The organism is Culicoidibacter larvae, from assembly GCF_005771635.1.
Lineage (GTDB): Bacteria > Bacillota_I > Bacilli_A > Culicoidibacterales > Culicoidibacteraceae > Culicoidibacter > Culicoidibacter larvae.
The window spans coordinates 156,106-180,534 of the sequence record NZ_VBWP01000004.1 but is presented as its reverse complement, the minus strand read 5'-3'; the positions used below and the strand labels follow the sequence as shown (position 1 = coordinate 180,534).

The following is a 24,429-nucleotide window of genomic DNA, read 5'->3' as shown; positions in this document are numbered from 1 at the left end:
GTTTTGCCATAACAATTTTGTTATAGTTAATGTAATTAAAGGAGGAGATACAATGTTAGACAAAATCTTAGAATTTATTTGGTTGATATTTTGTGTATTCCTGGCCTTTATCTTATGGATTTTAGGGATATTTTAATTGATAGAAATAGTTAAAACGGATAGCCTGTGGCTATCCGTTTTTCTTCTTATGATATAGAAGTGCCGATTCAATGCAAAAAGTAATATTAGCAACCGGTAACGGCTCATTAATATCTAAAATAATAGCACGATTTCCTGAAAAAGTTAGTTTATCATCAAAAACTGTTCTGAAATATGATACTAAATTAGTTTGGCAGTGGAAAAACATTGCCACCTGATTATCATCAAATACATCAATTCTGATTGGGGTGCCGCCCTTTACTGTGTAACTTGGCTGCCCCCATTTTAAACTTTCAGTAACTTCCAAGTTATTATCAAGCTGATATGCGGTTGAGTAAATTAGCTCACGCAGTTGCAGTAACTTTTTTTGGTATGCTTTAGGATAAAGCGAAAACTTTTCTTGAACCAGCGGATTGTTTATAGTATTCATACACTAATCACCTCTCTTTATATTATAAACTATACTTATGACAACTGTCTGTCAGGTTATAAAATAAATACTGAATTTCTTGAAATTTAGTATTTCCACTTCTCCCTAAATAGTTTGTTGATTAGATAAGAGTTTGTAGTAATGTAATTTTTTATGAATATTGTTATCATAATCAAGTTGAAAATAACTTGCAAATAAGCAGTCAAGAATATAGAGCAATGACAGTCGGGTTGAAAATGATGATATTTTACGATAATGACTTTCTTGAGCGGTCATATACAATACATATTTAGATATATCCTTTATCGGGTTATGTTTTTGTGCTGAGGTAATACATATAATTGGGGTATGATTATGCTTGAATAGTTGAATTAATTGTTGAACGGACCCGCCACCGCCAAAAGAAATGAGGATAGCGACGTCTTGTTTACTGCTTGCTGCTGCGCTTAACCGTTGCTGGTAATCATCAATGGGCACATGAACTTTAATACCGATCTCCTGCATTTGAAATTGAAAGTTCTCTGCAAAGAAAACATTGCCGGCGGTGCTATATAAAGTAATATTTTGAGCATTTTTTAATAGTTTAGCACTTCGTTCAAGCATGCGTGTATCCATTAAATTTTGTGTGGCTGCTGAGGTTTGCAAATAATCATTGCTAATTTTTTGAATGATTTGCTCACTAACCTCTTCTTTATGAAATGGAAAATTGAATTTAAGAACATCATGCTCTTTAAGATAGCTTTCAATATTCTTTGAGACTTCTAACTTTAAATCCGAAAATCCGGATAGTTCCAGTTTTTGACAGAGTCGATATATCGAAGCGCGTGAAACTTGGCAAGTATCACAAATCTGATTGATGTTTTGCGACAAAAACGAATAAGGGTTGGTCAATATATAATCAACCACCCTTTGTTCGCTTTTAGTAATTGTATTCATTTGTTCCAGCAACGCAAATATATTCATAATTTCAGCCTTTTTCAAAGATTATAAATATTCAGCCAATGCTACAGCAATGCCATCTTCATCATTTGATAGTGTGATATAATCGGCCTTGGCTTTTAAATCATCAACGGCATTTCCCATAGCAACACCAGTTCCGGCATACTCAACCATCGTAGCATCATTATGTCCATCGCCAAAAGCAATCATTTCATCACGGGTATATCCCATTGGGATTAATACCGTATCAAGCGCTTTGGCTTTATCAATACCATTGGCAGTATACTCAAAATAAAATGGCGCTGTAAATACGCAATTTAAGCTATCTTTAAATGGTTCCATCATTGCTTTATAATTAGCTTGTAAATATTCAGGATCAGCCGCAGTTAAAATCTTGTTCAATGGAAAATCAGCAAATGATGCTAAATCATCCTTTTCGCATAATTTATACTTACCACCACGAGACTCATATTGAATAATGTTTAACTCTTCACCATTAAATGGAATCATACAATTATAAACATCATTTACATACATATATTCGTTTTTATCAATCATTGGTCGAACAGCAAATTGCTTTAAATGCTCAAGTACTGCCTGTCCTTCTTCAACAGTCATTGCCTGATTAAATAGAATTTCATCGGTTTTACTATCAACAACCTGAGAACCATTATATGATACTAAAAGTCCACCATTATTTGGCATATCAAGTTCATCAGCAAAATCTTTTAATCCTGAAGTTGGTCGTCCGGATGCTAAAATTAATTTACAACCGGCTTTTTGCGCATTTAATAATGCTTCTTTAGTTTTAGGAGATATCCCCTTTTGCGAATTGGTTAAAGTTCCATCAACATCCATAATTATTACTTTAATACTCATTATATTGTTCATCCTTTCATAATGCCCTGTTACCCCCATTATAGTAAAGTTTCGCAGAATGAGACAGCCTTTTTCATATTTTGAAACAAAAATCTCATTTTGGAAATGAATAGCGTATCTAAGCTGGAAATCTTTGTGTCAAAAGCTAAAAAACCCCTGAAGCTTCGGCTTCAGGGGTTTTACATTTTACCCATTCAAATGATGGTAATTTTGCTCTTTAGGTACTGACCAGGTTAATGGTTCACTGCCTTCAAGATTTTCTTTCATTAATTCCAATTTATTGATTTGGTTATTATCATACGTTTTGAAATAGTAGGTTCTACTTTGACAAACCATACAAGCAGTATGTTGCGTAAAATCGTAGCTATCTTGAGCAGTGATGACACTGCCGCGAGGAATATCAACGCTTGCCAATATATGGTAAACCGCTTTAATTGCCTCTTCTTCACCATGAATATTACGCATTGCATGGCGATTAAAGACCGTACGGATGAAACGTGCCGGTGGCGTGAAATCGCCAGGTAGTCCAAAAGTGCCAGCGCCCTGACCGAATGGTTTAAAAGTTGTACCATTAATTGTAATATCAGTCAGTTGTTCCGGTCTGATACCTATATAGTTACGGATATTAGTTAGGTGCCAGTTGAAATCAGGACTATTTGTCATTACCCCGATAGGATTATCATAAACTTTTATACCTTCAGCAAGCGGTTCAATAACAATTGATGCTCCACTTTCATCAGTGACAATCCAGTGTAATGGCGGTGTTGTACCTAAAAATGGTAACGGGGTGTCAATCAGATGTAATTTAGTTACTGCTTCCTTAACATCTTCTAAGTTATTAAAACTCGAAAGGAGCCACTGCACAACTTCGTGCGGTGCTAAATTAATTTTACCAGTAGCAAAACTTTCTGAATAGCTGGCATAACCTGGAAAATATAATACTGCACAGGCAAGTCCGGCTTCGTTTATACCATCGGCAAAAACATAATTATGACCATCAAAGCTTCGTGATAGTCCGGCAAATGCAAATTGTGAATCAGGTTGCGTTATCTGATATAATGATTGCCAATGATAATTACGCGGCATCATCGTCATGACCGGATCCAATACTAAAGCAAAATCCATTGTTCGCGCCAGCATATTAATTTGATCATCAGTTTTAAAAGTAATACTTGTACACATAAACATCAAACTCCTCTATATAATATGATTATATAAAAGAAATCTCAGAAAAGCATTGATAAAGCAATATATTTTGTCGAGAAAGACAACAAGATCGAGGCTTCAGCCTCGATCTTGTTCATCATTCATTAAATTCAATAAAAATCTGCTCAAGGGTCTTATAAGCAAACTGCCCGAGTTCAGAGTCCTTCGCATGCTGATTTATGGTAATCAGCGCTTTCCAAAGTGCCCAGCCACGCGCACGATGCCAAGTTGCCTCATCATAGTTAAGTGCGTTTTTGAATACCTTGCGGTTATCGGTATCAAAATAAGTCCAGGCCATCACCAAATCGCAAGCAGGATCACCAATAGCGCAAACGCCAAAATCAATAACTGCTGATAAGCGACCGTTTTTAGCAAGCAAATTACCAACTGCAACATCGCCATGAATCCAAACCGGTGCATTTTGCCAAGCTGATGCTAATGCTAACTGCCAGATTACTGCGCATTGTTCAGTGTCAACAATATCTTTCAAATCAATAAGAGTTGTCTGCGTTTGCGCATCATAAACAGTTAAATTTCCACCACGATAATAGTTGTGTTCACCGGCAGCCGGTGCATCAGCAACCGGCGCGGCTGCCAGTTCCGTTAGGAACTGCGCTAAATCTAAAGCCAATTGTTTTTCAGAGTCAATTGTGTTTGGACTTAGCGTTTCTCCTGTCAGCCACTGATTAACACTCCAATGCCACGGGTAGCCACTTCCTGGTATGCCTAGGGCTATTGGTTTAGTAATTGGCAAGCTGATATAGTTTTGTAAATATGGTAACCATTTATACTCTTTTTCAATCTGCTCTGCATAACCCTCAGCACTTGGCAGTCTAACACTCAAATCATTACCTAAATGAAAAGTGCGATTGTCATGACCACTTTTAGCAACTTGTTGAATCGGTAAATGTTGCCAATCAGGAAATTGTTCAGCAATAAGCTTAGCCACCAATTTTTTTGTTATTTGAATCATATATTCACCTCTTCTTTTGTGAGTAAAGGAGAAAAAGGATTCGTAAGCCGAATCCTTTTTCCTTATTCTTCATTAGATAGGTCATCACCGTTTGTAGCAATTACTTTTTTGTACCAATAGAATGATTTTTTCTTTGAGCGTTTAAGGCTGCCTTGGCCTTTATCATCAAGGTCTACATAAATAAAGCCATACCGTTTTTTCATTTCTCCGGTTCCAGCTGAAACTAAATCAATGCAACCCCAAGGAGTATACCCGAATAAGTCCACACCATCAAGTTCAATAGCATTTTTCATTTCTTGGATGTGATCGGCTAAATATTCAATCCGGTAATCATCATTGATACTGCCATCTGCTTCTACGCTATCAACTGCGCCAAGTCCGTTTTCAACAACAAATAATGGAATTTGATAACGATCCCAAAGCAGGTTTAATGAAATCCGCATTCCTTTTGGATCAATTGGCCAGCCCCATTCCGATTGGCTTAAATATTTGTTTGGCACGACTTTAGAAACATTGCCATCGGTCAATTCTCGGTTGTTGACTGAAGTAACGCCGGAATTATAGTAACTAAAACCAATATAATCAACAACACCTTGGCGAAGAATTTCATCATCGCCCTGCTCTTTTTTAATGACAACGCCATTACGTTCAAATTCTTTAAGCTTGTATGATGGATAGTATCCACGTACTTGAACATCACTGAAGAAATATTTCAAATTACGTTCTTCATCAATATTCTTTTGTACATCTTCAGGATTACAAGTTTCAGGATAAGTTAAGATGTATGCACACATCATTCCAATTTGAAAATCGGGATTAATTTTTTTACCGTTGATTACCGCTTGAGCAGATGCCAAAAACATATGGTGCATTGCTTGATATCTGGTTTGGTCATCAGTCTTATGTGTCCCAAGTAGAGGATAACCGTTTAGTAAATTGATTTCATTAAAGGTCATCCAGTATTTTACTTTATCTTTGAAGCGAGTAAAAAGAACATTGGTATAGTTTGTATACCAATCGATCATACGTCTGTCAGACCATGCATCGTATTCGTCAGCCAGATGCATAGGAACATCAAAATGGTTAATTGAAACAACCGGTTGAATATTATACTTCAGTAACTCATCAAATACATCTTCATAGAATTGTAATCCAGCTTCATTTGGCTCACTATCATTGCCATTTGGAAAAATACGTGACCAAGATAATGATAACCGGAAACAATTAAATCCCATTTCTGCAAATAAAGCAATATCTTCTTTATAATGATGATAGAAATCAGTTGCAACATGGCTTGGATAGTAGAGATTTTCATCAATATATCCTTTCGCATTAGCTGGCATCTCATCATGCTGATCCATTTTTCCGGTCGTTCCATCAGGTAAAACATAAGTAATTTGCCGGGCTACATTTAATGCACCACCAGTATAAACATCTGATGTTGCTAAGCCACGACCGCCTTCTCGATAACCACCCTCATATTGGTTGGCAGCAGTTGCGCCACCCCATAAAAAATCTTTTGGAAAACTCATTTTTTATCACTCCTTACAATAATAATTGTATCACGAAAGCAGAATAAACCGTTTTCAAAAAATGAAAGCTATCTTTGCATCATTAATTTCTTTGCTTCTTTGCCGGATATATGTTCAATTTCAAGCTCAACAATAGTTAATGAATTACCAATATTGGCAATAGCAGCTTCACCTTCAGTAATAAAATCAACTGAATATTTTGCAATCAATTGACGCATCGCTGCTGCCACTGCTTCCGGACCACTGATTAAGTGTGCTTTTCCAAAAAGAATCACACTGCGGTAATAAGTGGTAAATTCTTCTGGTACAATTTCATCCTGATCAATAATACAAAATGAAATTCGATTATCAGCCTGCATACATTTCATTTTATAGCCATCATTGGCACAATGAAAATATATTTTGCCATCCATATAAACATAACTAAGCGGCACAGTATATGGATAGCCATTGAGCCCATTTAATCCCAAAACTCCGGAAGTATTGCGTTCAAGAATAGCAACAACTTCCGCTTCCGATAATGCCTGTTTTTTACGCCGCATTTCTGGATACATAACCATCACCCTTTCTTTTTCTCTTTTAGTATAACATAAAACCACAGCTATTGAAGGATAGCTGTGGTTTTCGGCTTTTATTGATTGTCAAGTTGAAGAATCCACTGCGAGAGCGAAAATAAGATTGGCTTTAGCGCCTCGCCCTTATCAGTAAGTGAGTACTCAACTCGAAGTGGCACTTCGTTATATTGCTGACGATTAATGATATTATTTTTTTCAAGTTCTTTTAACTCATTACTGAGCATTTTGTGGGTAATACCAGGTAATAAGCGCTTTAATTCACCATAGCGTTTTTGGCCATCATATAGCAAAATGTAAATAATTCGTATCCGCCATTTTCCACTTAAAATTTGCAAACCTTTTTCGAATATAGAATACCCATAAATATCAGTCTTATCTTGCTCAGAAATAAAATCACTCATCGCCGGCACTCTCCTTTTTGATAGTATCTATGAAAAAAGTGCATACTTTTATCATTCATGTATTTCCATTATACTACAATTGAAAGCGAGGAAAACAAATTTATGAAAAACTATATTTTAGTCTTTACCGGCACTGGCAATTCATTGCATCTGGCAAATGAAATCAGCATTCATATTGATAATGTCGAAATATTGCCAATACAAGCCGGCATTGCTATACCAACACTAAAACCAGCTGCTTCAATTGGGATTATATTCCCGGTATTCTTTATGGATGCCCCTGGTTTAGTAAAAACATATCTATCCCAACTGCAAATCGAAGCAAATATTGATACTTACATTTACTCAGTCGCAACCTGCGGGCGTTACCCGGGTAACGCTCTTGCTTCAATCAGGAAAATATTACAAAGTAAAGATGCAGGATTGAATTTTGCCATGCCCTTTATTATGCCGGATAGCATCCCTTTTCCCGAGTTTATCAAAATGCAGGCAAAGACGCGGCAACAACAAGAAAGTCGCTATAAGGAGCAATTTAAGCGTCTCATAGCAGCTATTAGTGCCCGCAAACATAAAAAAGCGTCACCAATGTTGCCACCAGTCACATTAATAGCACATATACGCAGCAAAAACGTCAGCAACTTTGATGAAAATTTTGCGGTTACTGATAAGTGCATTTCATGCGGTATCTGCGCGAAAGTATGCGGTGCGAATAATATTACTATTACAAATGAGGGTGATTATCCGCAATTCAACCATAATTGTGCAGCTTGTATGGCGTGTTTCAACTACTGCCCGCAAGATGCCATCAGCTACAAAAATCATAATCAGGAGTGGTTTCAATATAATAACCCTAACCTTAAGTTAAGCCGCCGCCTCGGTTTTTATGAAAAATAAAAGCACGCATCGCACTTTAGGTGCGATACGTGCCATCATTCTTCGAAAAAGTAAGCACATCACGAGGATCATTATCAGATTCGGCAAAAGTAAAACCAGCAGCTTCAAAGTACGCTTTTAAGTTTTTGGATTCCTGCATGTCAATAATTTCCTTTGACTTGAGCATCCGTGTTAAGCCAACATAATATTTTTCAGTTTTATTATGTGTTTGGATAATAATTTTTGAATAATCAGTTCGGTTATGAATTATCAGTTGCTCAAGCTCACTCAGTTGCACCTTGCGTTCGCTTTTAGGACTGGCAATTGTTATTGCCGTTGCACCAAAATTGAAGCTATATTCACGAGCAAAGAGATAACTGCAGGTAACCGCCCAGATGACAAAGACAAGAATACCGCTCAAGGCAAAAACAAAAAGCACAGTTCGGCGTTCGGCAAATCTTCCAAAGGTATTGGTAAGCAGCAGGAATGCCAGTGTTAATAATATAGCCGCCAGCATTAACAAAACCAGTAAACTGATTTTAAGTCCGCGTTGAGTAATTGCTTTGGTTGATATTTTAGTTTCCATTTTAAGTTCTCCTTTAATTTAAAACGTTAATCGTCGTCAACTTTTGGAAAACTGCCCCCATCAATTCCCAGTTTTTTGGATAGGCATTGCTGCCGGAAATATGCTTACTTGCGCCATCATGGTAAGTAATGGTTATTGACCATTGATGGCCATCCATGATTTCCAGGTTATCATATCGCTCTTGCCAATTAAAGAAATCCAATTGTTCTGCAGTTTGATAAAATCCGTTCACATCATTTAAACTGCCAATATATGTATAGCCGGCATTTTTAGCTGATTCATCACGACCTTCACCAATCTTTTCACTTTGATAACTATAGAAGCTATTATTAATGAAATCAATCAGATATTCTTGACCGGCCCAGCCAAAACTTGAATGGCTTATTTCAATTGATTCAATATTCTGTTCAAGTGGCGGTTGAGTGCCGACACAACCGCTAACAAGTAAAATCAGCACTGCTAATATACTGAGGTATGTTTTTTTCATTATTGACTCCCCTTATATGGATAAAGAGCTCGCCATAGGCAAGCTCTTTATTGCTTTTAATCATGAATAGTATTTCCGGTACGATTTAATATTGGGTCGAAGCTGACATGAATTGGCAAATATGTTGATGTTACCAAGAAATTGTGCTTGGTATTTGAACTGTCAATGAATGTAATCAGGTATCCACCTTCTGCACTGAATTCTTCGCTTTTTATATTAACTAAATTATAATCCGGATATGTGGTTGAGACATAATATTCAGCAACAAAAATACTAATCTGCCGGGGAATAATTTTAGTCACCCAAAGACTAGTTATGACAATAATACTGGTTATAATTGCAATAACAATATATTTTTTCATTTGTGCTGCTCCCCACATATTGTTGTTACTTTAATTGTAACTTTTTCTGACTTTAAAATCAATCGCTAATCCATAAGAAAGGCACTCATTTTCTGTGACGAAAACAAGTGCCTTTTCATTTATAGTTGACGTTTAGAACGTTTGATATAGATGATGAGTCCGGTAACACTGCTGAAAAGGCCAATGAATACTAGAATAGCCGGTTGATCATTACCAGTTACCGGTAACTCTGGTGTTGGTAAATGGTTCACAAAAGTACCGATATTTACTTCTTGTGGCTCGCCATTAGCAGCATTTGGAATAATAAATTGAATTGGGGTGCTATCCAGTACATAACCAGTAGGTGCTGATGTTTCATAAATTTGGTAAGTTCCGGGTGCTAAATCAGTTAAATGAATATAACCATCACTATTAGTTGCTAATTCTTGTTGAATAACTTGACCATTATAACGTAAAGCAAACTTCGCTCCTGCCAGTGGTTTATTTTCCGAATTAACTTTGTAAAGATAAGCACTACCTTTGTATTCTAAAACTGTTACATTCAAGTTGTTTTCGCGGTTAGTTGTATCTGGTTTTAAGGTTATTATTTTATCGTCAGTATTAACCAACCAGCCATTTGGTGCATTAACCTCTCTAATTATATATGTACCAAATGGAATTGCTTCAAAGATAATCTTTCCACTTGCATCAGTAGTTGCTTGGGCAACTGTAGCACCGCTTATAGTATCTATAAGAACATATGTTGCACCAGGAATAGTATTGTGTTGAGTATCTTCTTTGGTTAAAGTAATTGTAGTTGGATTATTAACTAAATCACTGACAGTAATATTATTTTCAGTAAGTTCATCAGTGTTTTCAAGGTGAACAGGAATACCCTGAGCAAGTATAGGATCTAGCCAATATCCGCTTGGTGCTTCTACTTCTTTCAAAATATAGTCACCAGAGCGAATCTCTTCAAAATTTAGCACTCCTAGTGAATCAGTTTCACCCGAACGAAGCAAGATAGTACCATCCTCATTGTATAATTCAAATTTAGCACCGGCAAGAACTTTTGATTGACCATCGGTTTTATTAATTCGCAAACTGCCACGGTGTCCGGTTCCAGTGCCCTCACCGGTTGAGTCATGAATAATTATTGTTTCCTGACTATCATCGTTAATATCTACAATGTTTTTACCAGAAATATTAACTTTATTAGTAACGGCTTCGCGATCATTAGCATCAATATAGGATGAATATTTTAACACGTATGGTTCGTTGATTGTTTTAAGGAAACTTATCTTAAATGTTTGAGTTCCGTCGGTTTCAACCGGACCGAGCTCAAGGTTGTAATCTACGCCGGCAACCAACTCATCATTTGTATTCAGTGTTACATTTCCATTTTGATCAACATTAGTGCCATAAATATGGAATGTATCCGGTAATATGATTTGATTATTAGACGGTGAGTCCTCAATAACTGCTTCACTTATTGTTGATTGGCTGAAATTAATATTGACTGTCCAATCAATATTTTTTCCTGCCTGTACCCCTGCTTTTTCAATAAGCTCGCCACCATGTGGTACACTTACTTCACCACTTATCGGATATTCAAGATTATTATTTTTAAAAACTGCTTGGTTTTCATAGTTGTCAGCCACAGTACGATTATCAAGTGAAGTTTTAAATTCAACTCCTATTGCCGATGAAACACCAGCAAAATTAAGATTAATTGCTATTTCAATTTTCGCACCAGCAGTTGCTGTTGCAGGAGTAACTACCAGAGTATAGTCACCAGGTTGTAAGTTCTGATCACGAATTGGTTTACCGTCTGGACCTACAGTGTAATGAAATACTTCAATTGAATCTTCAATAAGAACTTGATCAATACTTAATTGGTCTGTTATACTGGCACCATTTAACGGACTTAAATGAGTATTGGTATAAATTGTCCAGGTAATTTCTTTAGTGAGCGGATCATACACACCTGACTTTGAGCCATTATCACTGAATTCTTGGTCAGGTTTAAAGCTTTTATCATCTGATGAAGTATATGAGTTACCATCATCGCCAGTCCAGTTAATAATAGCTGTATTTCCAAAAACTGCATCCGGCACATGTTCTAAGATAGACATATCAAAGTGAGTTTGATAATGAACATTTATTTTTTTATCTAAACTATCAAAGTGTAACTGAAAGCCTTTTGGCGTATCAATGAGTGTAAAAGTATAATCAGTGCCTTGTTGTAATAATTCATTTGTTTCAGCATCTCTGACTTGCAGTGAGCCGTTAACATAATCTAATGCTTCATTACTAAATACATCATTAATAGTTACATCATGCATTGTATAACCATCACCATTTACGGTGTAATTCCAAGTTGCTACGCTAGTTGTATAATTAATACTTTCTAGTGATTTTATTACTGCATGTTGATTATAATGACCATCATAGTGTGCATTGTTGCCACCACCAGTAATAACACTGTTAGTCAGTACTCCGTTTTCGTCTATTATATAGTTGGGATTTACAGTTGTTGAATATTTAATAATATATGCTTTATCAATTGCTTGGTTAAATTGTAAAGTAAATTGATTATTGTCTCCACTTGTGCCTGGAGTTAAAGAGTATTCTGATGGGTCAATTGGTGTTGCAGAAATAGTTTCATTACCATTGGCATCAATACTTACTTCATAAACTTGCAAATCATTGTTAAAATCAAAACTATTTGGAAAAGTGTCTAACAACCAAGCGTTTTTTTGTTCAATTGACTGTTCATTATAATTGTAACGAATTTCCCAATTAAATGTTTGCGTATTAGCATCATAAATACCGGTTTTATCAATTGGTTTACCATAAGAAGTAGTGATTGTTGATTTAGTTGATTCGTTGATATCATCACCAGTTAAATGGGCATTATTTTCAAAGCTGACAACACCACTTAAAGCTTCTGGATTTTCAACATCAGTTTTGTATTCAATTTGATATGCGTGCGTAAGCGGATTTTCATTAAATACAATTGAAAGTTGATTTCCATTCTCATCAAATTGATATTCTGAAGGATCAACAATTGAACCACGGCTGACACTGCCATCAACATTGACATTTAATTGATATACAACCAGACTACCACTGTTATATAAAAGGCCTACCGGAATTTCATCGGTAACTGTTGCGTTGGCAATACTATCAAGACCACTATTAACATTTATTGTCCATGTTGCGGTATTTCCATTGTAGTCTTGATCAAAAAAACCACCTTTAGCAATCAATGCACCATTTTTAGGTTTGAAATTAACATCAACACTAATGCCATCATTAATTGGAAATTCAATTTGTTGATTAGTAGAACCATTAATAGCTTCTTCATTAAAAGTAGTATGAATATCCAATGTACCATGAACACCGTCTGAGGTTGCAGCATTTTCATTAAAAGTCATAGTTACATGGCCGCTTTCATCAACCGTAAAAGTCCCATAATCATTCAATGTTCCTGAAACTGCTGCATACATTATAAACTCAGCCGGAAGGTCAAATTCATATGTATCGCCTGCTTCAATAATCAAACCATTTGGAATTGACCAATCAAAATGAATATTTGCCGGGTCACTTAAGCCCGCCGGATTCGCTTCATCAAAAGGATTACCGTCTTGATCGGTAATAGTAATAGTATTTATGATATTCGTAGACTCAGGAATACTTGCTTGAGCCACCGTTTTATTTCCAGAGGTTGTTTCATTAGTCGCCTCAGTATTATCAGTCGAATTAACATTATTAGCTGACGTTTCTTGATTCTCAGAAGTCGCAAATACAGTAGTAACTGGTTGTAATGCCGCAGTAAAGATTAACATAGCTGCGGTTAAAGTGTAGAATATTTTTTTATACATAATCCTTCGCCCCTTATATTTATCTACCGTTATTGTAATCCTAGTCGACTGATTAGTATAATAATACGCTTTTTAATTTTTCCAATTGTGAAAATAAAAAAATAATACCGATTTTAAATCGGCATTATTTTCAAAAGTTTATGGACGATTGCCACCAGGTCCACCACCCATACCTCCGCCTGGAGCTCCCATACCGCCTTGAACAGCAGAACCGGATTCATCAATTAATGTAACTGAACTACTTAAAGTTATATCAACTAATTTTGAACCATTACTATATGAGCCGCCAGTTTGTAAGCTGTTAACAGTTGAGCCAGTATCAGTACCACCAGTTGAAACTGAATAGCTTGAACCATTTTTAAGTTCCGGCGCACTGACAATCACTGATGAATATGATTTACTTGGCGTGTAGCTTAAGATGTTAGTACCATCACTACTGCTAATATTAATTGTCTGACCGGCAGATTGCGTTGAGTTGAAGTAAATACCCAAGCTCGCCTGGCTTGAATCAGTTCCGGGCGCCTGGGCCATACCGCTACTTCCGGCAGCAATCAGAATACCACCGCTGATTGTATAATTACCATCATAATCCAAAGCGCCATTGCCATTATCTTCCGGTCCATCAACTACAACAGTACCACCAGTCATAACAATATCACCATTTGAATCGAGTCCATCACCACCAGCATTTACATAAACAGTACCATCACTAATTGTTAGGGTATAATCGCCGGCAGCAAATTGATCACCACCGAATGGTCCGGTTTCTGTATCACCATCACTGCCCCCAGCAGCATTAATACCATCATCACTGCTGACAATTGAAATGGTGCCACCGCTGATTGTAATATCTGACCCCTCTATACCTTCGTATGATTTAGTAATTGTGATTTCGCCACCGCTAATTGCTGTCGTATTATCCGAATGAATACCATCATCGCCGGTAGCTAAAGTAAAGGTGCCGCCTTCAATGTTAGTATCTCCATTAGTATGGATTGCATCATCTTTAGCATCAATATTGAAGGTACCACCGGTAATATGAATAGCGCTAGCCGCTTTCAAGCCTTTATAGCTCTCGGTATCACTGCTATTAGCACTTTGGCTGCTGCCGCCACCGCTTTTAACCGTATATGTACCATGAGAAATATTTAATTGATTTTTAGCATCAACACCATCATGGTCAGCGGTTAAATCATAAGTCCCGCCATCCAGATTAATAACACCTTTTCCTTCTTCGCCGGTGTCATTATTTGATTGAATCGCATCGTTTTTAGCAGTAATTGTAAAATTACCATCTAAAATACTTAACACATCACGACCGCGAATACCATTGTTGTTTGCCGTAATTGCATACGTTCCACCGGTGATAATCAAATCATCTTTTGAAATGATACCATTTAAATAATTAGCCGTCACCGTTAATTGACCATCACCATTAATTGTTAAATCATCTTTACTGAAAATGGTAGCATTAGGCTCATCAGTAGCTGCATCAGCAAATGTATATGTACTGCCGTCACTTATGGTATTTTTGGTATCACTTGCTAAAGTCATAATCACTTTATCCGCTTGCTCAACATAAATAGCAGCAGATGTATCATTATTAATGGTTACCCCATTTAGAATTATTCTTACTTTGTCATTGGCAGTCGCACTAATGAGCACCTGACCATTAGTTAACATACCGGTTAAGACATAGGTCCCGGCAGCAGTAATTTTTATTCCACTGCCATTAACAACAGCACCCTCACCATCAATTGTTGATGCTGAATCACTTAATGTAATATGGGTAGCACTTGCATCATCCCAAGTTGCATCTAAATCTTCATCCTCGTAGGTACCAAATAAACCTTCAGTACTTACATTATTAGTTGTCGTTGCTGTTTCTGGTTCGGCTGCAACACTGCAACCGGCAGCAGCTATTAGTATGACTAATAGCGCAGCCCCGACTTTAGTTATAAATTTATTCATATCTATATGTTCACCATGCTTTCTATAATTCATCCCGATTGGCAGTTATGCGGCCACAAGTAATCGTCAGATTACCATTACGGCGGCGTAGTTCATCAATGACATCTTTTTCATCATTGGCGTCTTTAAACATAACATGATATACCAACTCGTAAAGGCTACCCATGTTAGTTGTTTTTACTCGTTCCAGCCGTGCTTCGTATGTGTATTTTTTAAAGATGTCATCGAAGATGCCGTTGTAGTCAAGATCTTCGGGAATGACAATTTTCAATTGTTTTTCCGCGGGGTTTTTTCGCCCACCGAAGCGTACAGTCACTAATACAATAATCACGACAGCAATAACTGCTGAGAATAACGCTCCGTATACAACATAACCCATTCCGGTTGCAAGTCCGATTCCCATTGCCCAAAATATACTGCTAATTTCACGGGCACCACCGGCAACTGAACGGAAACGTACTAAGCTGAATGCGCCTAAAACTGCCATCCCGGTTCCGAGGTTGCCGTTTACTAACATGATTACTGATTGAACTAATATTGGTAGCATCACCAGCGTTAAAATAAAGCTTCTACTATAGGTATTCCGGTACATGTGGACAAATGCCACCACCAAGCCTAATACTAATGAGACCGCGGTACATATAAGGATACCGGTAAGATCGATTGATGCCGCTGCTGTTGTTGTTGATAAAATGCTATCCAACATGATAAGTCACTCCTTTTTGTTTTTGTGCACCACGCAGTTTCTGCGTTGCTTCTCCCAGGTTGTAAGTTGTATTGGCATGTACCAAACTATGCAGCATCGATTTGGTTACCGGGATATTTTTTGGTGCAATAAATTGTTTATAAATAATGCCATATTTTGAAAACGAGGTCGAATATAATCTTTCTCTCGAAAGAATTTCGGTTAACCAGACTGGAATTGCTCCCAGTGCCTTCACTTCCATCATACATTCGTCGGTGGCAATCAACGGGTTACCGTAATCACCATATCGCAGGTCTAAGTCATAGTCTCGCCAGCGAATATCAAAGTCAAAAGTAACCCGGAAGGCCGACTCTTCTTTGCCATATAAAGCAATACGGTCATATGCAACCATTACTTTTGGTGCCAATTGATAACGGTTCATAAACCAGTCAATTTCCATCATGATTTGATTTGGTTCTTTGTCCAATACTTTAAGGTGACCATCGTTTAAATATTTCTGGACCGAGTACATAGTCAATGACTCGCGACGTTTATAAACAACGCCATCATATTTCTTCTTCAATTCAAGAAATACCGTTGAATCATCATTTGGTGTCCCATAACTACGTAAACGGAACTTCTCTTTATACACTGGTTTTTCATTGGATGTTCTAATTAGATAATAATCATCTGTATCATAGTATAGCGAGCAGATTGTATGCTTGCCATATTTATCAGCATGCATATGTTCCAGTAAAGCAACATATACACGTTGGAATTGTTCTTTAGTTAAACGATATTTTTTCTCACGTCTTTCAAATATATGGTTTAATTTTGTTTTAGCCATTTGTGCAACCTCCATAAACGTTCTATACCCGTAGTATAAACAGTAAAACTTAAAAGAGGCTTAAAATGAAAAAATATATTTTCAAATATTGTTTTTCAGAGATTTCCGCCCTACTTTCATGGTATACTGCATATAGGACGGTGATATTATGAAACCATACAAGTGTGTTATTTTTGATATTGACGGAACGATACTGGATACTGAACGGATGAATATGATTCCGCTGCAACGATTAATTAAGCGAGAATTGGGTCAGGATGTGACCTATGATGAAATTTTAAAGTATCGCGCCTACCCCGGTAAGAAAGTTATTGAAGAACTGGGCTTTGAGGATATTGAGGCAACTTATGCACTTTGGGTTGAAGGTGTAAATAGTTTTGAGGAGAAAGCCGGTTTTTATGACGGAATTCTAGAAGTCATTCAAACTCTAGCTACACGTGGGGTTATTTGCTGTGTTTCCAGCTCAAAATTACATCCGCAATACCTGATTGATTTTGCTGAGCATCCAATCGATCAATATATGACTCGCGTAGTGCTTGCAGAAGATACTTTAAAACATAAGCCTGACCCCGAGCCATTATTAAAAGCAATTGAAGGACTGGATATTAGTGTTGACGATTGTATCTATATTGGTGATATGGATGGCGACGGTATAGCTTCGCGCGCAGCGGGAATAGCATTTGGTTTTGCCCTTTGGGGAGCGCCGATTATTGATGGCATAAACGCTGACTATTATCTTGAACATCCTAAGGATATTCTTTCTCTGGTATAAAGAAAAAAGCCCTCACAGTTTAGCTGTGAGGGCTTTTATTATTTAACTGGCTTTAAAAAATAAAGGCGGTCCTGATTATCGATACGGCAAATAATTGATTCAGCTTGTGGCGGATTTGGTGACACAAATGCGTATACTGATAAACTGACTTCGGGAAACATTGGTTGTAATTTAACAAGATTCAATACAGAGCTCTTGCTGACATATTTTTGTAATTGTTTAAAATCTTGTTTGGAAAAACCAATAATTTTATTATTTATTACTTCTACTGCGGAAGCAACTTCTGCTTCATTACCACCATAAACATATAAAGTATTAGTAATATTACCAGCTCTAAAAGCATAATCGGTAACTTTCACATATGGATGCACACCATTACTTTGATAAGCATCATAGAGTTTTCTTAGGTTACCATTGCGCATTACAAGGTAAATAATAGCAAAGATAATACAAACCGGAACTAAGATATATGTTCCATAAACAATGATCGCCCATATTGGTGATGTACCGCTTTCGCCTTCAATTGATAAAAATATTCGTATCCAATATTGTGGCTTGCCCAGCAATCCATTTTTGACAATGGTAATAACTGTTGATATTAAATTATAAGCAACCGCCATAACCAATAAAATGACCATACCGCTGAAAATATTTTTAAAGCGGTCATTATAAATAACCCGTGATTTAAAATCATTAAAACTTGTAAACTTCATTTGAAAACCCCTCTTACATAAAAACTATAACCATTGAATATCATCTAAAGGCCAAATAACGCAACGTCCAATACCGATTATTTGGTCTTGAGTAAGCAATCCCAGTTTTCGTCCATCCAAACTGGAGTCGCGATTATCACCCATTACTAAATATTGTCCCTCAGGAATAACTCCGGGATATGTATAATCCTCAGTATGTTGTGATGCGGTGTCAATAATAAATGGTTGCTCCACTACTTCGTCATTAATATACAATACATCATCAACAATTTTTACCGTATCGCCGGGCATACCAATCACCCGTTTTATAAATGGCTTATTGGGCTCAGTATTAGGAAATTGCACGACAACAACATCAAACCGTTCCGGTCCGAATAAACGTGCAGAGATCTTATCAACAATAACCCGGTCATTTTCAACCAATGTTGGTTGCATTGATATTTGATGTACGTCAGCAACTGAGAATACAAACATATTTAATAATAGCGAAACGACGATGACACCAATTATCCATGCCACCCAACCGAGTGCTGATTTCATTTTTTTATTCAAGAAAATTCCCCCTGCTACTTGTTGCATTTCTTCTATTATAGCATAATATCATGAAATATTTTTATGAAAATTATTTAATATGAGAATTTTTTGCAGTAAAGCAGACAATCACAATTGACTGCTTTATGTCGTTTTTCTGGCTCAACAAAAGTTCATTTATTTTATACAATTAAACCAAGGAGTTGATACATATGACTGCAACTATTCAATTACTGGATAACCATAATCGAATCTTGGACCGATTCAATATCAAAATTGAAAATGTCTTTCATGTTGATGATTTTACTCATGAAGATGAACTCAGTCTACGGGGCCGTATCAATGACGCGTTAGTCAAAATGGTTACTGACCCCAAAGCACAACTGGCAATATTAAATTATGTTGCTTATGACATTTTTCTTGATAATCGCCGCTATGATCATATTATGGTTGCCTAAAGTTTGCAAAAAAAAATAGGAAATAAAAAAGCTGGTTATCAGACCAGTTTTTTTATTCAACTAAATACTCATACAAAGATAACTGCAATTCAATAAGTTCAGGTATTTGAATTGGATATGGTAGGGTGTCGATATATATAAAACCATAAGCCTCATATAGTTGTACTGCCGGCAAATTACCAACCTCAACATCAAGGCGTACCGCCTTGAGTTGCTGCGCATGCGCGGACTCAACGGCAAAATCAAGCAATGCTTTTGCCACTCCTTTATTTCGGAATAATGGATGCACCACCAAAGTATATATGATAATAACTTCTTGATCCTCAGCATCAATCTGCCAATTTACCTGACGATAAATAGCTTCTGGTTGGTGATTCAAGATAACTGAACCAGCAATGACATTATCTAAAGTAAGTACATATAATGTTTCTGTTGCCAAACCGTCTATTGCAGTTTGACGAACCGGATAGATGCCCTTCTTCCATTTGGGGTAATTAATTCCTGCTGCTAAAGCATCATTTAAGTCATCATAGAGCTGAGCAATAGCATCAATGTCAGCTACTTCAGCTTTACGAATATTCATGTTCATACGCTTATACCTCATATCATTATTTATACTTAATTATAACATAATATAAAACGAAAAGAAAAAACGGAACATCCCCCATGTTCCGTTTTTAAATATTATAATGGTAAAATTGTACGGCAATCAAGTGCCTGAGCAATTCGAACGTTTTTGTTCAAATCAAATTGGGTTGCATTTTTCAATAATTCAATATGTAAATGGGCACCAGTACTCATACCGGTATTACCACTCAACCCGATAATAGTATTTGTTGTTACGGTATCGCCGACACTTACATTGATACTAGATAAATGTCCATAGACGCTAACATACTGCACACCCTGCACAGTGTGAGCTACAGCAATAACATTACCATAGCCACCATTAGCACTGTTATCACCTTCAACGGCACCGCCGGCAGTATAAACAACAGTTCCTTTAATAACCGGATAGACCTCTGTACCAACCGGTACTGCTAAATCAGTTCCGATATGTCCGGCATAACCGCCATATTCAGCACTTACTGTATAAGAAGCACGAATTGGTGATTTAAATGATGGTAAGCGTTCCTCAAAAATATCTTCTGGAACATGAGTTGTTACCTGCCATTTATTGCTATTGCCAGGAACATCGTTTCCAGTAGCTATTGCATTAGCCTGCCAAAAATTATTATCTTTGAAAACAACATAACCGCTTGGATAAACCCCTTCCACATTCCAGTCAGGGATTGCAGTCTTGCTATCTCCGGAAATATGTAACCAGCCATTATTGATACCTGTACTATCATTAGGGGTTGGTATACTGTTTACAGAAATAAGCGATTGATTTTCATATACGTTACCGTCCACGATAACTCGTGCACCGAGTTTATATGTTGCATTTGCATCCCAAGCCTCTACTTTTTCAGTAAGAATTTGAGTTGCGGCTGCTGTAGAAGTATTATTTGATGAATCTTGAGCTTGTACAGTTATTTTGTAGCTTGCTTCGGCGCTTAGTCCGCTAAGCGTATAGAAACTATCAACAGTTTCAAACTGTTTTACGGTCTCATCTGCTAAAGAAGTAACTGTTACAATATATTTACTTACTTCAATGTTATCAGTTGAAGGTTCCCAAGTTAAAAGCGCCCCATGTGAAGTAACATTGCTGACTACTAATGAACCTGGTTGACTAGGTGCCTGCTCATCAACAACAGCCTGTTCAGTTGTTGATTGCAAAGCAGCGGTCTGCCGCTGAGTTGCTTGTAAAGCAGTAGTAAAACTTGGAATCGCAATTGTCTTTGAAGCTAAGTTGTTGTTGTTATCTTTATACCATATAACGGCTTGTAATTGATCATAAATAGTATTCTTAGATAAATTAGATAATTTAACTTGTAACTTACTATTTAGAATATCTTTAGTTGCCAAAACAGTATTATTTTTATCAATAACATCTATTGATTGCACTTTGCTAAGATTATTGGTTGATAATTCAAGGTCGATAACTGCACTATTTTCTGTAACATCACTGGTATTCACTTTTTTTACATCTACCGTGTTATTAATAAATTGTCCGGTCATTGAACTTGTTGAAGCAGCAAGTTTATTGAAACTTGATGTTTCATAGGTTTTCGTACTTACACCACGCACTGTATCTGCATTGTTCATTAAATCATAAATATAGTTATCGATATCGTTCGCGCCTAAAGACAAATCAGTAATAATTAGTCGGTCAGCATCAATCGTTATACTTTGATTTTTGTTATGAATAATATCATCTAAAGCAGTTAACGATGTACTGTTAACAGCAATATATGAATATTTGTTCTGATTTTCAGCTACAGCATCGTATAGAGCTGCACCATCTTGTAGTTGCTCAGCGTCAGTGTATAAAATTGTTGTAAAATTTGCACCTTGGCTAGCATAATTGTTTCGAATAATTTTAGCAGCGTCACTAATAACATGAAGTGTGTCAGCTGCCGGTATTGACGATGACGATGTGACTATACTAAGTCCGTCAAAACCATATGTTTCAGTCAATTGTAATAATTCAGTAGATATTGTGTTTGCATCTGACGCAATTGTGTTATTGTCTATATTGAATTGCATAAATACTGAACGATTGTTTTTGTTGATAGTAGCTATCTGTTCTTTAAGCGCCTCATCATTAGTAGTAACACTTAAGGTTCCATCTGCATTTTGAACAACTGGAATTTCAAGAACATTGTAATTGCTTGAAACTTGTTCAATATCAGCTAGATTTGTTTGTGCAATAAGCACTTTTTGATTCTTCTGCAACGGCATCATAGTTGCCGGATTATAATTTTGAGTCGCTCTAACTGGAACAGATACTAAAATCATACCTCCAATAATTGCACCAACTATTGAAAGTTTTAATGGATTTAGTTTCATATTTACTTTTCACGCTCATTTCTTTATCTTACTTTTCCCAGAAACTAGTATACGAAAGAGTTATGACCAATTTATGACCGTTTTTTGGTCAAATCGTGATAATAAGTGTTTTTTCTGTGTATTTTTAAGCTTATTTTATGCTTATTACCGTATAATAAAATTAAGAAAGGCAGGTAGATAATATGAATGGATATCGTATCTTGATTATAGAAGACGAATATATGCTTGCTAAAAATATTGAACTTTATTTAAAAAACAATGGCTGTTCCGTTCAAATTGTTGCCACTGAAGCTGATGCTATTGAACAGCTGGAACAAAATAAATATGATGCTGCCATAGTAGATATTACCCTTCCTGATGGTGATGGCTGGAGTATTGTGCGCCATATAAAGAAATATTATCCGGCAATGGTTGTATTAATTACCTCTGCCCGTCGCAGTGAAGACGACAAGGTATTTGGGTTTGAGTTAGGTGCAGATGATTATCTTACTAAACCGATTAGTTTAAAAGAACTTTATGCTCGACTTCTTGCCCGATTGCAAGCAGCAGAACTGATTTTAGAGAGTACCCAACCTCACTTCTTTCAACCAGATTTAGAAAAAGCATTAGTTATTAATACCAAAAGCCATATTGTTACCGAAAATGGTAAGGAAATTCACTTTAAACCTAAAGAATTTGAATTAGTTGTCTTTTTAAACGAGCACCCGGATCAAGTTTTTACACGTGATGATTTACTTGGTGCCGTTTGGGGGTATGATTTTGATGGTGATGAACGGACAGTAGATAGTCATATCAAAAAAATTCGCGCCAAAAGTGCATACTTAAAAGAACATCTGACAACTATTTGGGGTGTCGGTTATCGCCTCAACAGCAAGGGAGCCGATGATAATGCTTAATAGGATTACAACCAAAATAGTTTCCCGACTTTTTGCAGCTTTTGCCATTATCCTCTTTTTGATTATGTTAGCAACTATATTCATTGACTTATCCTTAAAGAATACTCAATTCAGCCAAATGGAAACAGTGATGAATGAATACAAAGATGATGTCACAGAGTCAAATCTTCCTAGCCAGATCTTAGGTATAAAAAATGGTGTACTATTCCTCTTTCAGAATAATCAGTCAATGCATTCTTTAAATGTTAGCCAATATATTGCCACTGATTGGCAAACAATTGATGGTGTCACTGAAAAAGAAATTGTTGCATCGAATACCGGTGATCCATTTAGTTATATCTACATTTTAAAACAACCACAAGCAACCGGTACATTGATTGGGTTAAAACTTGTTAATGCAACGTTTTTTGGTAACAGTGATATTTATCGATATCTACTAATAATATTACTTTTCCTTATTGTATTCGTTACACCAATTATCTTATGGAGCGGCTATCAAATCTCAAAACCAATTATTAAACTTAAAAAAGATGCCTTAGCTGTTGCTAATGGTGATTATAATCGTTCATTTACTCTTAAAACGCATGACGAAATTGAAGAACTTTCTAATGCTATGGAATATATGAAAAAGCAATTAGAAAACAAACAAGAATTACAACAAGAATTTATCGCTGGAATATCGCATGATTTTAAAACTCCGCTTGCAGTCATTGAATCCAGCATTGAAGTACTCGCAGATAATTTAGTATCTGAAGACGAACAGGCTGAATACTATAATGTAATTACCAATGAAATCAAACGTCTTGATACCTTGGTAAATACTATTCTTGACTTATCAATGATGCAGGAAGGACTCTATACCTTCCACTATGCCCCACTATCATTGGATAACATATTAATGACTACAATAGAGTCAGTTCAGATTTTAGCGCAAGAAAAAGGCGTAACCCTGCGTTTTAATACCGATAATCAGTACAGAATAATAGCTGATGAAACTGCAATAACCAGAGTATTTTATAATTTCCTGGATAATGCCATAAAACATAGCCCTAAAAACAGTAATGTTGAAATAAATGTCTCGAGTAGCCATAAGACACTAACTATTCAATTTACTAATTATGGTGACCCACTCACTGCTGAAGAAAAAGACAATATATGGAATCAATATTATAAATCGAACAAATCATCTGGCTCCGGATTAGGATTAGCAATTGCAAAATATATAATGGATAATCATGAATTTACTTATGATGTCTTTTCAAATAAAAAAGCGACTACCTTCTCAATCCATATTCCCGAGGCTAAATATACGAATAAGAAAACTCCTTAATTAAATGATTAAGGAGTTTTTTACACT

At 36.4% G+C, this 24,429-nt stretch carries 24 protein-coding genes; 5 read left to right on the top strand and 19 right to left on the bottom strand.

The window, feature by feature from the left end; all coding sequences use genetic code 11:
* Positions 1–169: 169 nt before the first annotated feature.
* The 8 genes from FEZ08_RS06295 to FEZ08_RS06260 all read right to left on the bottom strand — a co-directional run bounded on the left by FEZ08_RS06295 (position 170) and on the right by FEZ08_RS06260 (position 7,073).
* Positions 170–568 carry a DUF1801 domain-containing protein gene (locus FEZ08_RS06295; RefSeq protein ID WP_138190862.1) on the bottom strand — a complete coding sequence of 133 codons (399 nt, stop codon included), beginning with the start codon at positions 566–568 and terminating at the stop codon, positions 170–172.
* A 105-nt stretch (positions 569–673) separates the two neighbouring features.
* Positions 674–1,504 (bottom strand): MurR/RpiR family transcriptional regulator, encoded by an 831-nt coding sequence (locus FEZ08_RS06290; RefSeq protein ID WP_199288044.1) that lies wholly within the window; start codon positions 1,502–1,504, stop codon positions 674–676.
* Between the two features lie 48 nt (positions 1,505–1,552).
* Positions 1,553–2,386, bottom strand: coding sequence for a Cof-type HAD-IIB family hydrolase (locus tag FEZ08_RS06285; protein ID WP_171014968.1), 834 nt, complete (start codon positions 2,384–2,386; stop codon positions 1,553–1,555).
* 186 nt (positions 2,387–2,572) lie between these two features.
* Positions 2,573–3,568 carry a choloylglycine hydrolase family protein gene (locus tag FEZ08_RS06280; protein ID WP_138190860.1) on the bottom strand — a complete coding sequence of 332 codons (996 nt, stop codon included), beginning with the start codon at positions 3,566–3,568 and terminating at the stop codon, positions 2,573–2,575.
* A gap of 121 nt (positions 3,569–3,689) precedes the next feature.
* On the bottom strand, positions 3,690–4,565 hold the full coding sequence (locus FEZ08_RS06275; protein ID WP_138190859.1) for an aminoglycoside phosphotransferase family protein: 876 nt from the start codon (positions 4,563–4,565) through the stop codon (positions 3,690–3,692).
* Between the two features lie 62 nt (positions 4,566–4,627).
* Positions 4,628–6,097, bottom strand: a complete 1,470-nt coding sequence (locus FEZ08_RS06270) for a glycoside hydrolase family 1 protein (RefSeq protein ID WP_138190858.1) — start codon at positions 6,095–6,097, stop codon at positions 4,628–4,630.
* A 68-nt stretch (positions 6,098–6,165) separates the two neighbouring features.
* Positions 6,166–6,651 (bottom strand): pyridoxamine 5'-phosphate oxidase family protein, encoded by a 486-nt coding sequence (locus FEZ08_RS06265; protein ID WP_138190907.1) that lies wholly within the window; start codon positions 6,649–6,651, stop codon positions 6,166–6,168.
* Positions 6,652–6,728: 77 nt separating this feature from the next.
* Entirely contained in the window at positions 6,729–7,073 is a 345-nt protein-coding gene (locus FEZ08_RS06260) for a winged helix-turn-helix transcriptional regulator (RefSeq protein ID WP_138190857.1), read from the bottom strand.
* A gap of 102 nt (positions 7,074–7,175) precedes the next feature.
* On the opposite strand from FEZ08_RS06260, the gene FEZ08_RS06255 reads away from it, so the two are divergent.
* The gene (locus FEZ08_RS06255; RefSeq protein WP_171014967.1) at positions 7,176–7,967 is read left to right on the top strand and encodes an EFR1 family ferrodoxin; all 792 of its coding nucleotides are present in this window, start codon (positions 7,176–7,178) and stop codon (positions 7,965–7,967) included.
* A 16-nt stretch (positions 7,968–7,983) separates the two neighbouring features.
* Here the strand turns inward: FEZ08_RS06255 and FEZ08_RS06250 are convergent, their stop codons facing one another.
* The 7 genes from FEZ08_RS06250 to FEZ08_RS06220 form a co-directional block, all read right to left on the bottom strand.
* Positions 7,984–8,532: a hypothetical protein gene (locus FEZ08_RS06250; protein ID WP_138190855.1), complete on the bottom strand. Its 549-nt coding sequence runs from the start codon at positions 8,530–8,532 to the stop codon at positions 7,984–7,986.
* 13 nt (positions 8,533–8,545) lie between these two features.
* Entirely contained in the window at positions 8,546–9,019 is a 474-nt protein-coding gene (locus FEZ08_RS06245) for a hypothetical protein (RefSeq protein WP_138190854.1), read from the bottom strand.
* 56 nt (positions 9,020–9,075) lie between these two features.
* A complete protein-coding gene (locus FEZ08_RS06240; protein ID WP_138190853.1) occupies positions 9,076–9,381 on the bottom strand; it encodes a hypothetical protein in 306 nt (101 codons plus the stop codon).
* 119 nt (positions 9,382–9,500) lie between these two features.
* Positions 9,501–13,247, bottom strand: coding sequence for a collagen binding domain-containing protein (locus FEZ08_RS06235; RefSeq protein WP_138190852.1), 3,747 nt, complete (start codon positions 13,245–13,247; stop codon positions 9,501–9,503).
* Positions 13,248–13,385: 138 nt separating this feature from the next.
* Positions 13,386–15,218, bottom strand: coding sequence for a carbohydrate-binding domain-containing protein (locus FEZ08_RS06230; RefSeq protein WP_171014966.1), 1,833 nt, complete (start codon positions 15,216–15,218; stop codon positions 13,386–13,388).
* A gap of 22 nt (positions 15,219–15,240) precedes the next feature.
* On the bottom strand, positions 15,241–15,924 hold the full coding sequence (locus FEZ08_RS06225; RefSeq protein WP_138190850.1) for a DUF4956 domain-containing protein: 684 nt from the start codon (positions 15,922–15,924) through the stop codon (positions 15,241–15,243).
* Complete coding sequence (locus tag FEZ08_RS06220) at positions 15,914–16,750, bottom strand: polyphosphate polymerase domain-containing protein (protein WP_138190849.1); 837 nt, start codon at positions 16,748–16,750, stop codon at positions 15,914–15,916. Before FEZ08_RS06220 ends, FEZ08_RS06225 begins: the two co-directional genes overlap by 11 nt.
* Before the next feature lie 148 nt (positions 16,751–16,898).
* On the opposite strand from FEZ08_RS06220, the gene FEZ08_RS06215 reads away from it, so the two are divergent.
* Positions 16,899–17,522, top strand: a complete 624-nt coding sequence (locus FEZ08_RS06215; protein ID WP_138190848.1) for an HAD family hydrolase — start codon at positions 16,899–16,901, stop codon at positions 17,520–17,522.
* Between the two features lie 38 nt (positions 17,523–17,560).
* On the opposite strand, the gene FEZ08_RS06210 is transcribed toward FEZ08_RS06215, so the two are convergent.
* On the bottom strand, positions 17,561–18,235 hold the full coding sequence (locus FEZ08_RS06210; RefSeq protein ID WP_138190847.1) for a hypothetical protein: 675 nt from the start codon (positions 18,233–18,235) through the stop codon (positions 17,561–17,563).
* Between the two features lie 24 nt (positions 18,236–18,259).
* Positions 18,260–18,787 (bottom strand): signal peptidase I, encoded by a 528-nt coding sequence (lepB, locus tag FEZ08_RS06205; protein ID WP_171014965.1) that lies wholly within the window; start codon positions 18,785–18,787, stop codon positions 18,260–18,262.
* Between the two features lie 191 nt (positions 18,788–18,978).
* Between lepB and FEZ08_RS06200 the strand changes: the two genes are divergently transcribed.
* A complete protein-coding gene (locus FEZ08_RS06200; RefSeq protein WP_138190845.1) occupies positions 18,979–19,224 on the top strand; it encodes a hypothetical protein in 246 nt (81 codons plus the stop codon).
* Between the two features lie 52 nt (positions 19,225–19,276).
* Here FEZ08_RS06200 and FEZ08_RS06195 read toward each other — a convergent pair whose 3' ends face one another.
* Positions 19,277–19,813 carry a GNAT family N-acetyltransferase gene (locus FEZ08_RS06195; protein WP_138190844.1) on the bottom strand — a complete coding sequence of 179 codons (537 nt, stop codon included), beginning with the start codon at positions 19,811–19,813 and terminating at the stop codon, positions 19,277–19,279.
* Positions 19,814–19,908: 95 nt separating this feature from the next.
* On the bottom strand, positions 19,909–22,176 hold the full coding sequence (locus tag FEZ08_RS06190; protein WP_138190843.1) for a peptidoglycan DD-metalloendopeptidase family protein: 2,268 nt from the start codon (positions 22,174–22,176) through the stop codon (positions 19,909–19,911).
* A 182-nt stretch (positions 22,177–22,358) separates the two neighbouring features.
* Between FEZ08_RS06190 and FEZ08_RS06185 the strand changes: the two genes are divergently transcribed.
* Together FEZ08_RS06185 and FEZ08_RS06180 are read left to right on the top strand one after the other, a co-directional pair.
* On the top strand, positions 22,359–23,072 hold the full coding sequence (locus FEZ08_RS06185) for a response regulator transcription factor (RefSeq protein ID WP_138190842.1): 714 nt from the start codon (positions 22,359–22,361) through the stop codon (positions 23,070–23,072).
* Positions 23,065–24,402, top strand: a complete 1,338-nt coding sequence (locus tag FEZ08_RS06180; RefSeq protein ID WP_171014964.1) for a HAMP domain-containing sensor histidine kinase — start codon at positions 23,065–23,067, stop codon at positions 24,400–24,402. The genes FEZ08_RS06185 and FEZ08_RS06180 overlap by 8 nt, the downstream gene beginning before the upstream one ends.
* Positions 24,403–24,429 lie beyond the last annotated feature (27 nt).

What these genes read in the sequence shown, in the direction of transcription:
- FEZ08_RS06275 (WP_138190859.1), bottom strand. Translation starts at nt 4,565, where the DNA reads ATGATTCAAATAACAAAAAAATTGGTGGCTAAGCTTATTGCTGAACAA.
- FEZ08_RS06180 (WP_171014964.1), top strand. Translation starts at nt 23,065, where the DNA reads ATGCTTAATAGGATTACAACCAAAATAGTTTCCCGACTTTTTGCAGCT.
- FEZ08_RS06230 (WP_171014966.1), bottom strand. Translation starts at nt 15,218, where the DNA reads ATGAATAAATTTATAACTAAAGTCGGGGCTGCGCTATTAGTCATACTA.
- FEZ08_RS06245 (WP_138190854.1), bottom strand. Translation starts at nt 9,019, where the DNA reads ATGAAAAAAACATACCTCAGTATATTAGCAGTGCTGATTTTACTTGTT.
- FEZ08_RS06285 (WP_171014968.1), bottom strand. Translation starts at nt 2,386, where the DNA reads ATGAGTATTAAAGTAATAATTATGGATGTTGATGGAACTTTAACCAAT.
- FEZ08_RS06190 (WP_138190843.1), bottom strand. Translation starts at nt 22,176, where the DNA reads ATGAAACTAAATCCATTAAAACTTTCAATAGTTGGTGCAATTATTGGA.
- FEZ08_RS06295 (WP_138190862.1), bottom strand. Translation starts at nt 568, where the DNA reads ATGAATACTATAAACAATCCGCTGGTTCAAGAAAAGTTTTCGCTTTAT.
- FEZ08_RS06270 (WP_138190858.1), bottom strand. Translation starts at nt 6,097, where the DNA reads ATGAGTTTTCCAAAAGATTTTTTATGGGGTGGCGCAACTGCTGCCAAC.
- FEZ08_RS06200 (WP_138190845.1), top strand. Translation starts at nt 18,979, where the DNA reads ATGACTGCAACTATTCAATTACTGGATAACCATAATCGAATCTTGGAC.
- FEZ08_RS06250 (WP_138190855.1), bottom strand. Translation starts at nt 8,532, where the DNA reads ATGGAAACTAAAATATCAACCAAAGCAATTACTCAACGCGGACTTAAA.
- FEZ08_RS06210 (WP_138190847.1), bottom strand. Translation starts at nt 18,235, where the DNA reads ATGAAGTTTACAAGTTTTAATGATTTTAAATCACGGGTTATTTATAAT.
- FEZ08_RS06215 (WP_138190848.1), top strand. Translation starts at nt 16,899, where the DNA reads ATGAAACCATACAAGTGTGTTATTTTTGATATTGACGGAACGATACTG.
- FEZ08_RS06235 (WP_138190852.1), bottom strand. Translation starts at nt 13,247, where the DNA reads ATGTATAAAAAAATATTCTACACTTTAACCGCAGCTATGTTAATCTTT.
- FEZ08_RS06185 (WP_138190842.1), top strand. Translation starts at nt 22,359, where the DNA reads ATGAATGGATATCGTATCTTGATTATAGAAGACGAATATATGCTTGCT.
- FEZ08_RS06240 (WP_138190853.1), bottom strand. Translation starts at nt 9,381, where the DNA reads ATGAAAAAATATATTGTTATTGCAATTATAACCAGTATTATTGTCATA.
- FEZ08_RS06195 (WP_138190844.1), bottom strand. Translation starts at nt 19,813, where the DNA reads ATGAACATGAATATTCGTAAAGCTGAAGTAGCTGACATTGATGCTATT.
- FEZ08_RS06265 (WP_138190907.1), bottom strand. Translation starts at nt 6,651, where the DNA reads ATGTATCCAGAAATGCGGCGTAAAAAACAGGCATTATCGGAAGCGGAA.
- FEZ08_RS06280 (WP_138190860.1), bottom strand. Translation starts at nt 3,568, where the DNA reads ATGTGTACAAGTATTACTTTTAAAACTGATGATCAAATTAATATGCTG.
- FEZ08_RS06255 (WP_171014967.1), top strand. Translation starts at nt 7,176, where the DNA reads ATGAAAAACTATATTTTAGTCTTTACCGGCACTGGCAATTCATTGCAT.
- FEZ08_RS06220 (WP_138190849.1), bottom strand. Translation starts at nt 16,750, where the DNA reads ATGGCTAAAACAAAATTAAACCATATATTTGAAAGACGTGAGAAAAAA.
- FEZ08_RS06225 (WP_138190850.1), bottom strand. Translation starts at nt 15,924, where the DNA reads ATGTTGGATAGCATTTTATCAACAACAACAGCAGCGGCATCAATCGAT.
- FEZ08_RS06290 (WP_199288044.1), bottom strand. Translation starts at nt 1,504, where the DNA reads ATGAATACAATTACTAAAAGCGAACAAAGGGTGGTTGATTATATATTG.
- FEZ08_RS06260 (WP_138190857.1), bottom strand. Translation starts at nt 7,073, where the DNA reads ATGAGTGATTTTATTTCTGAGCAAGATAAGACTGATATTTATGGGTAT.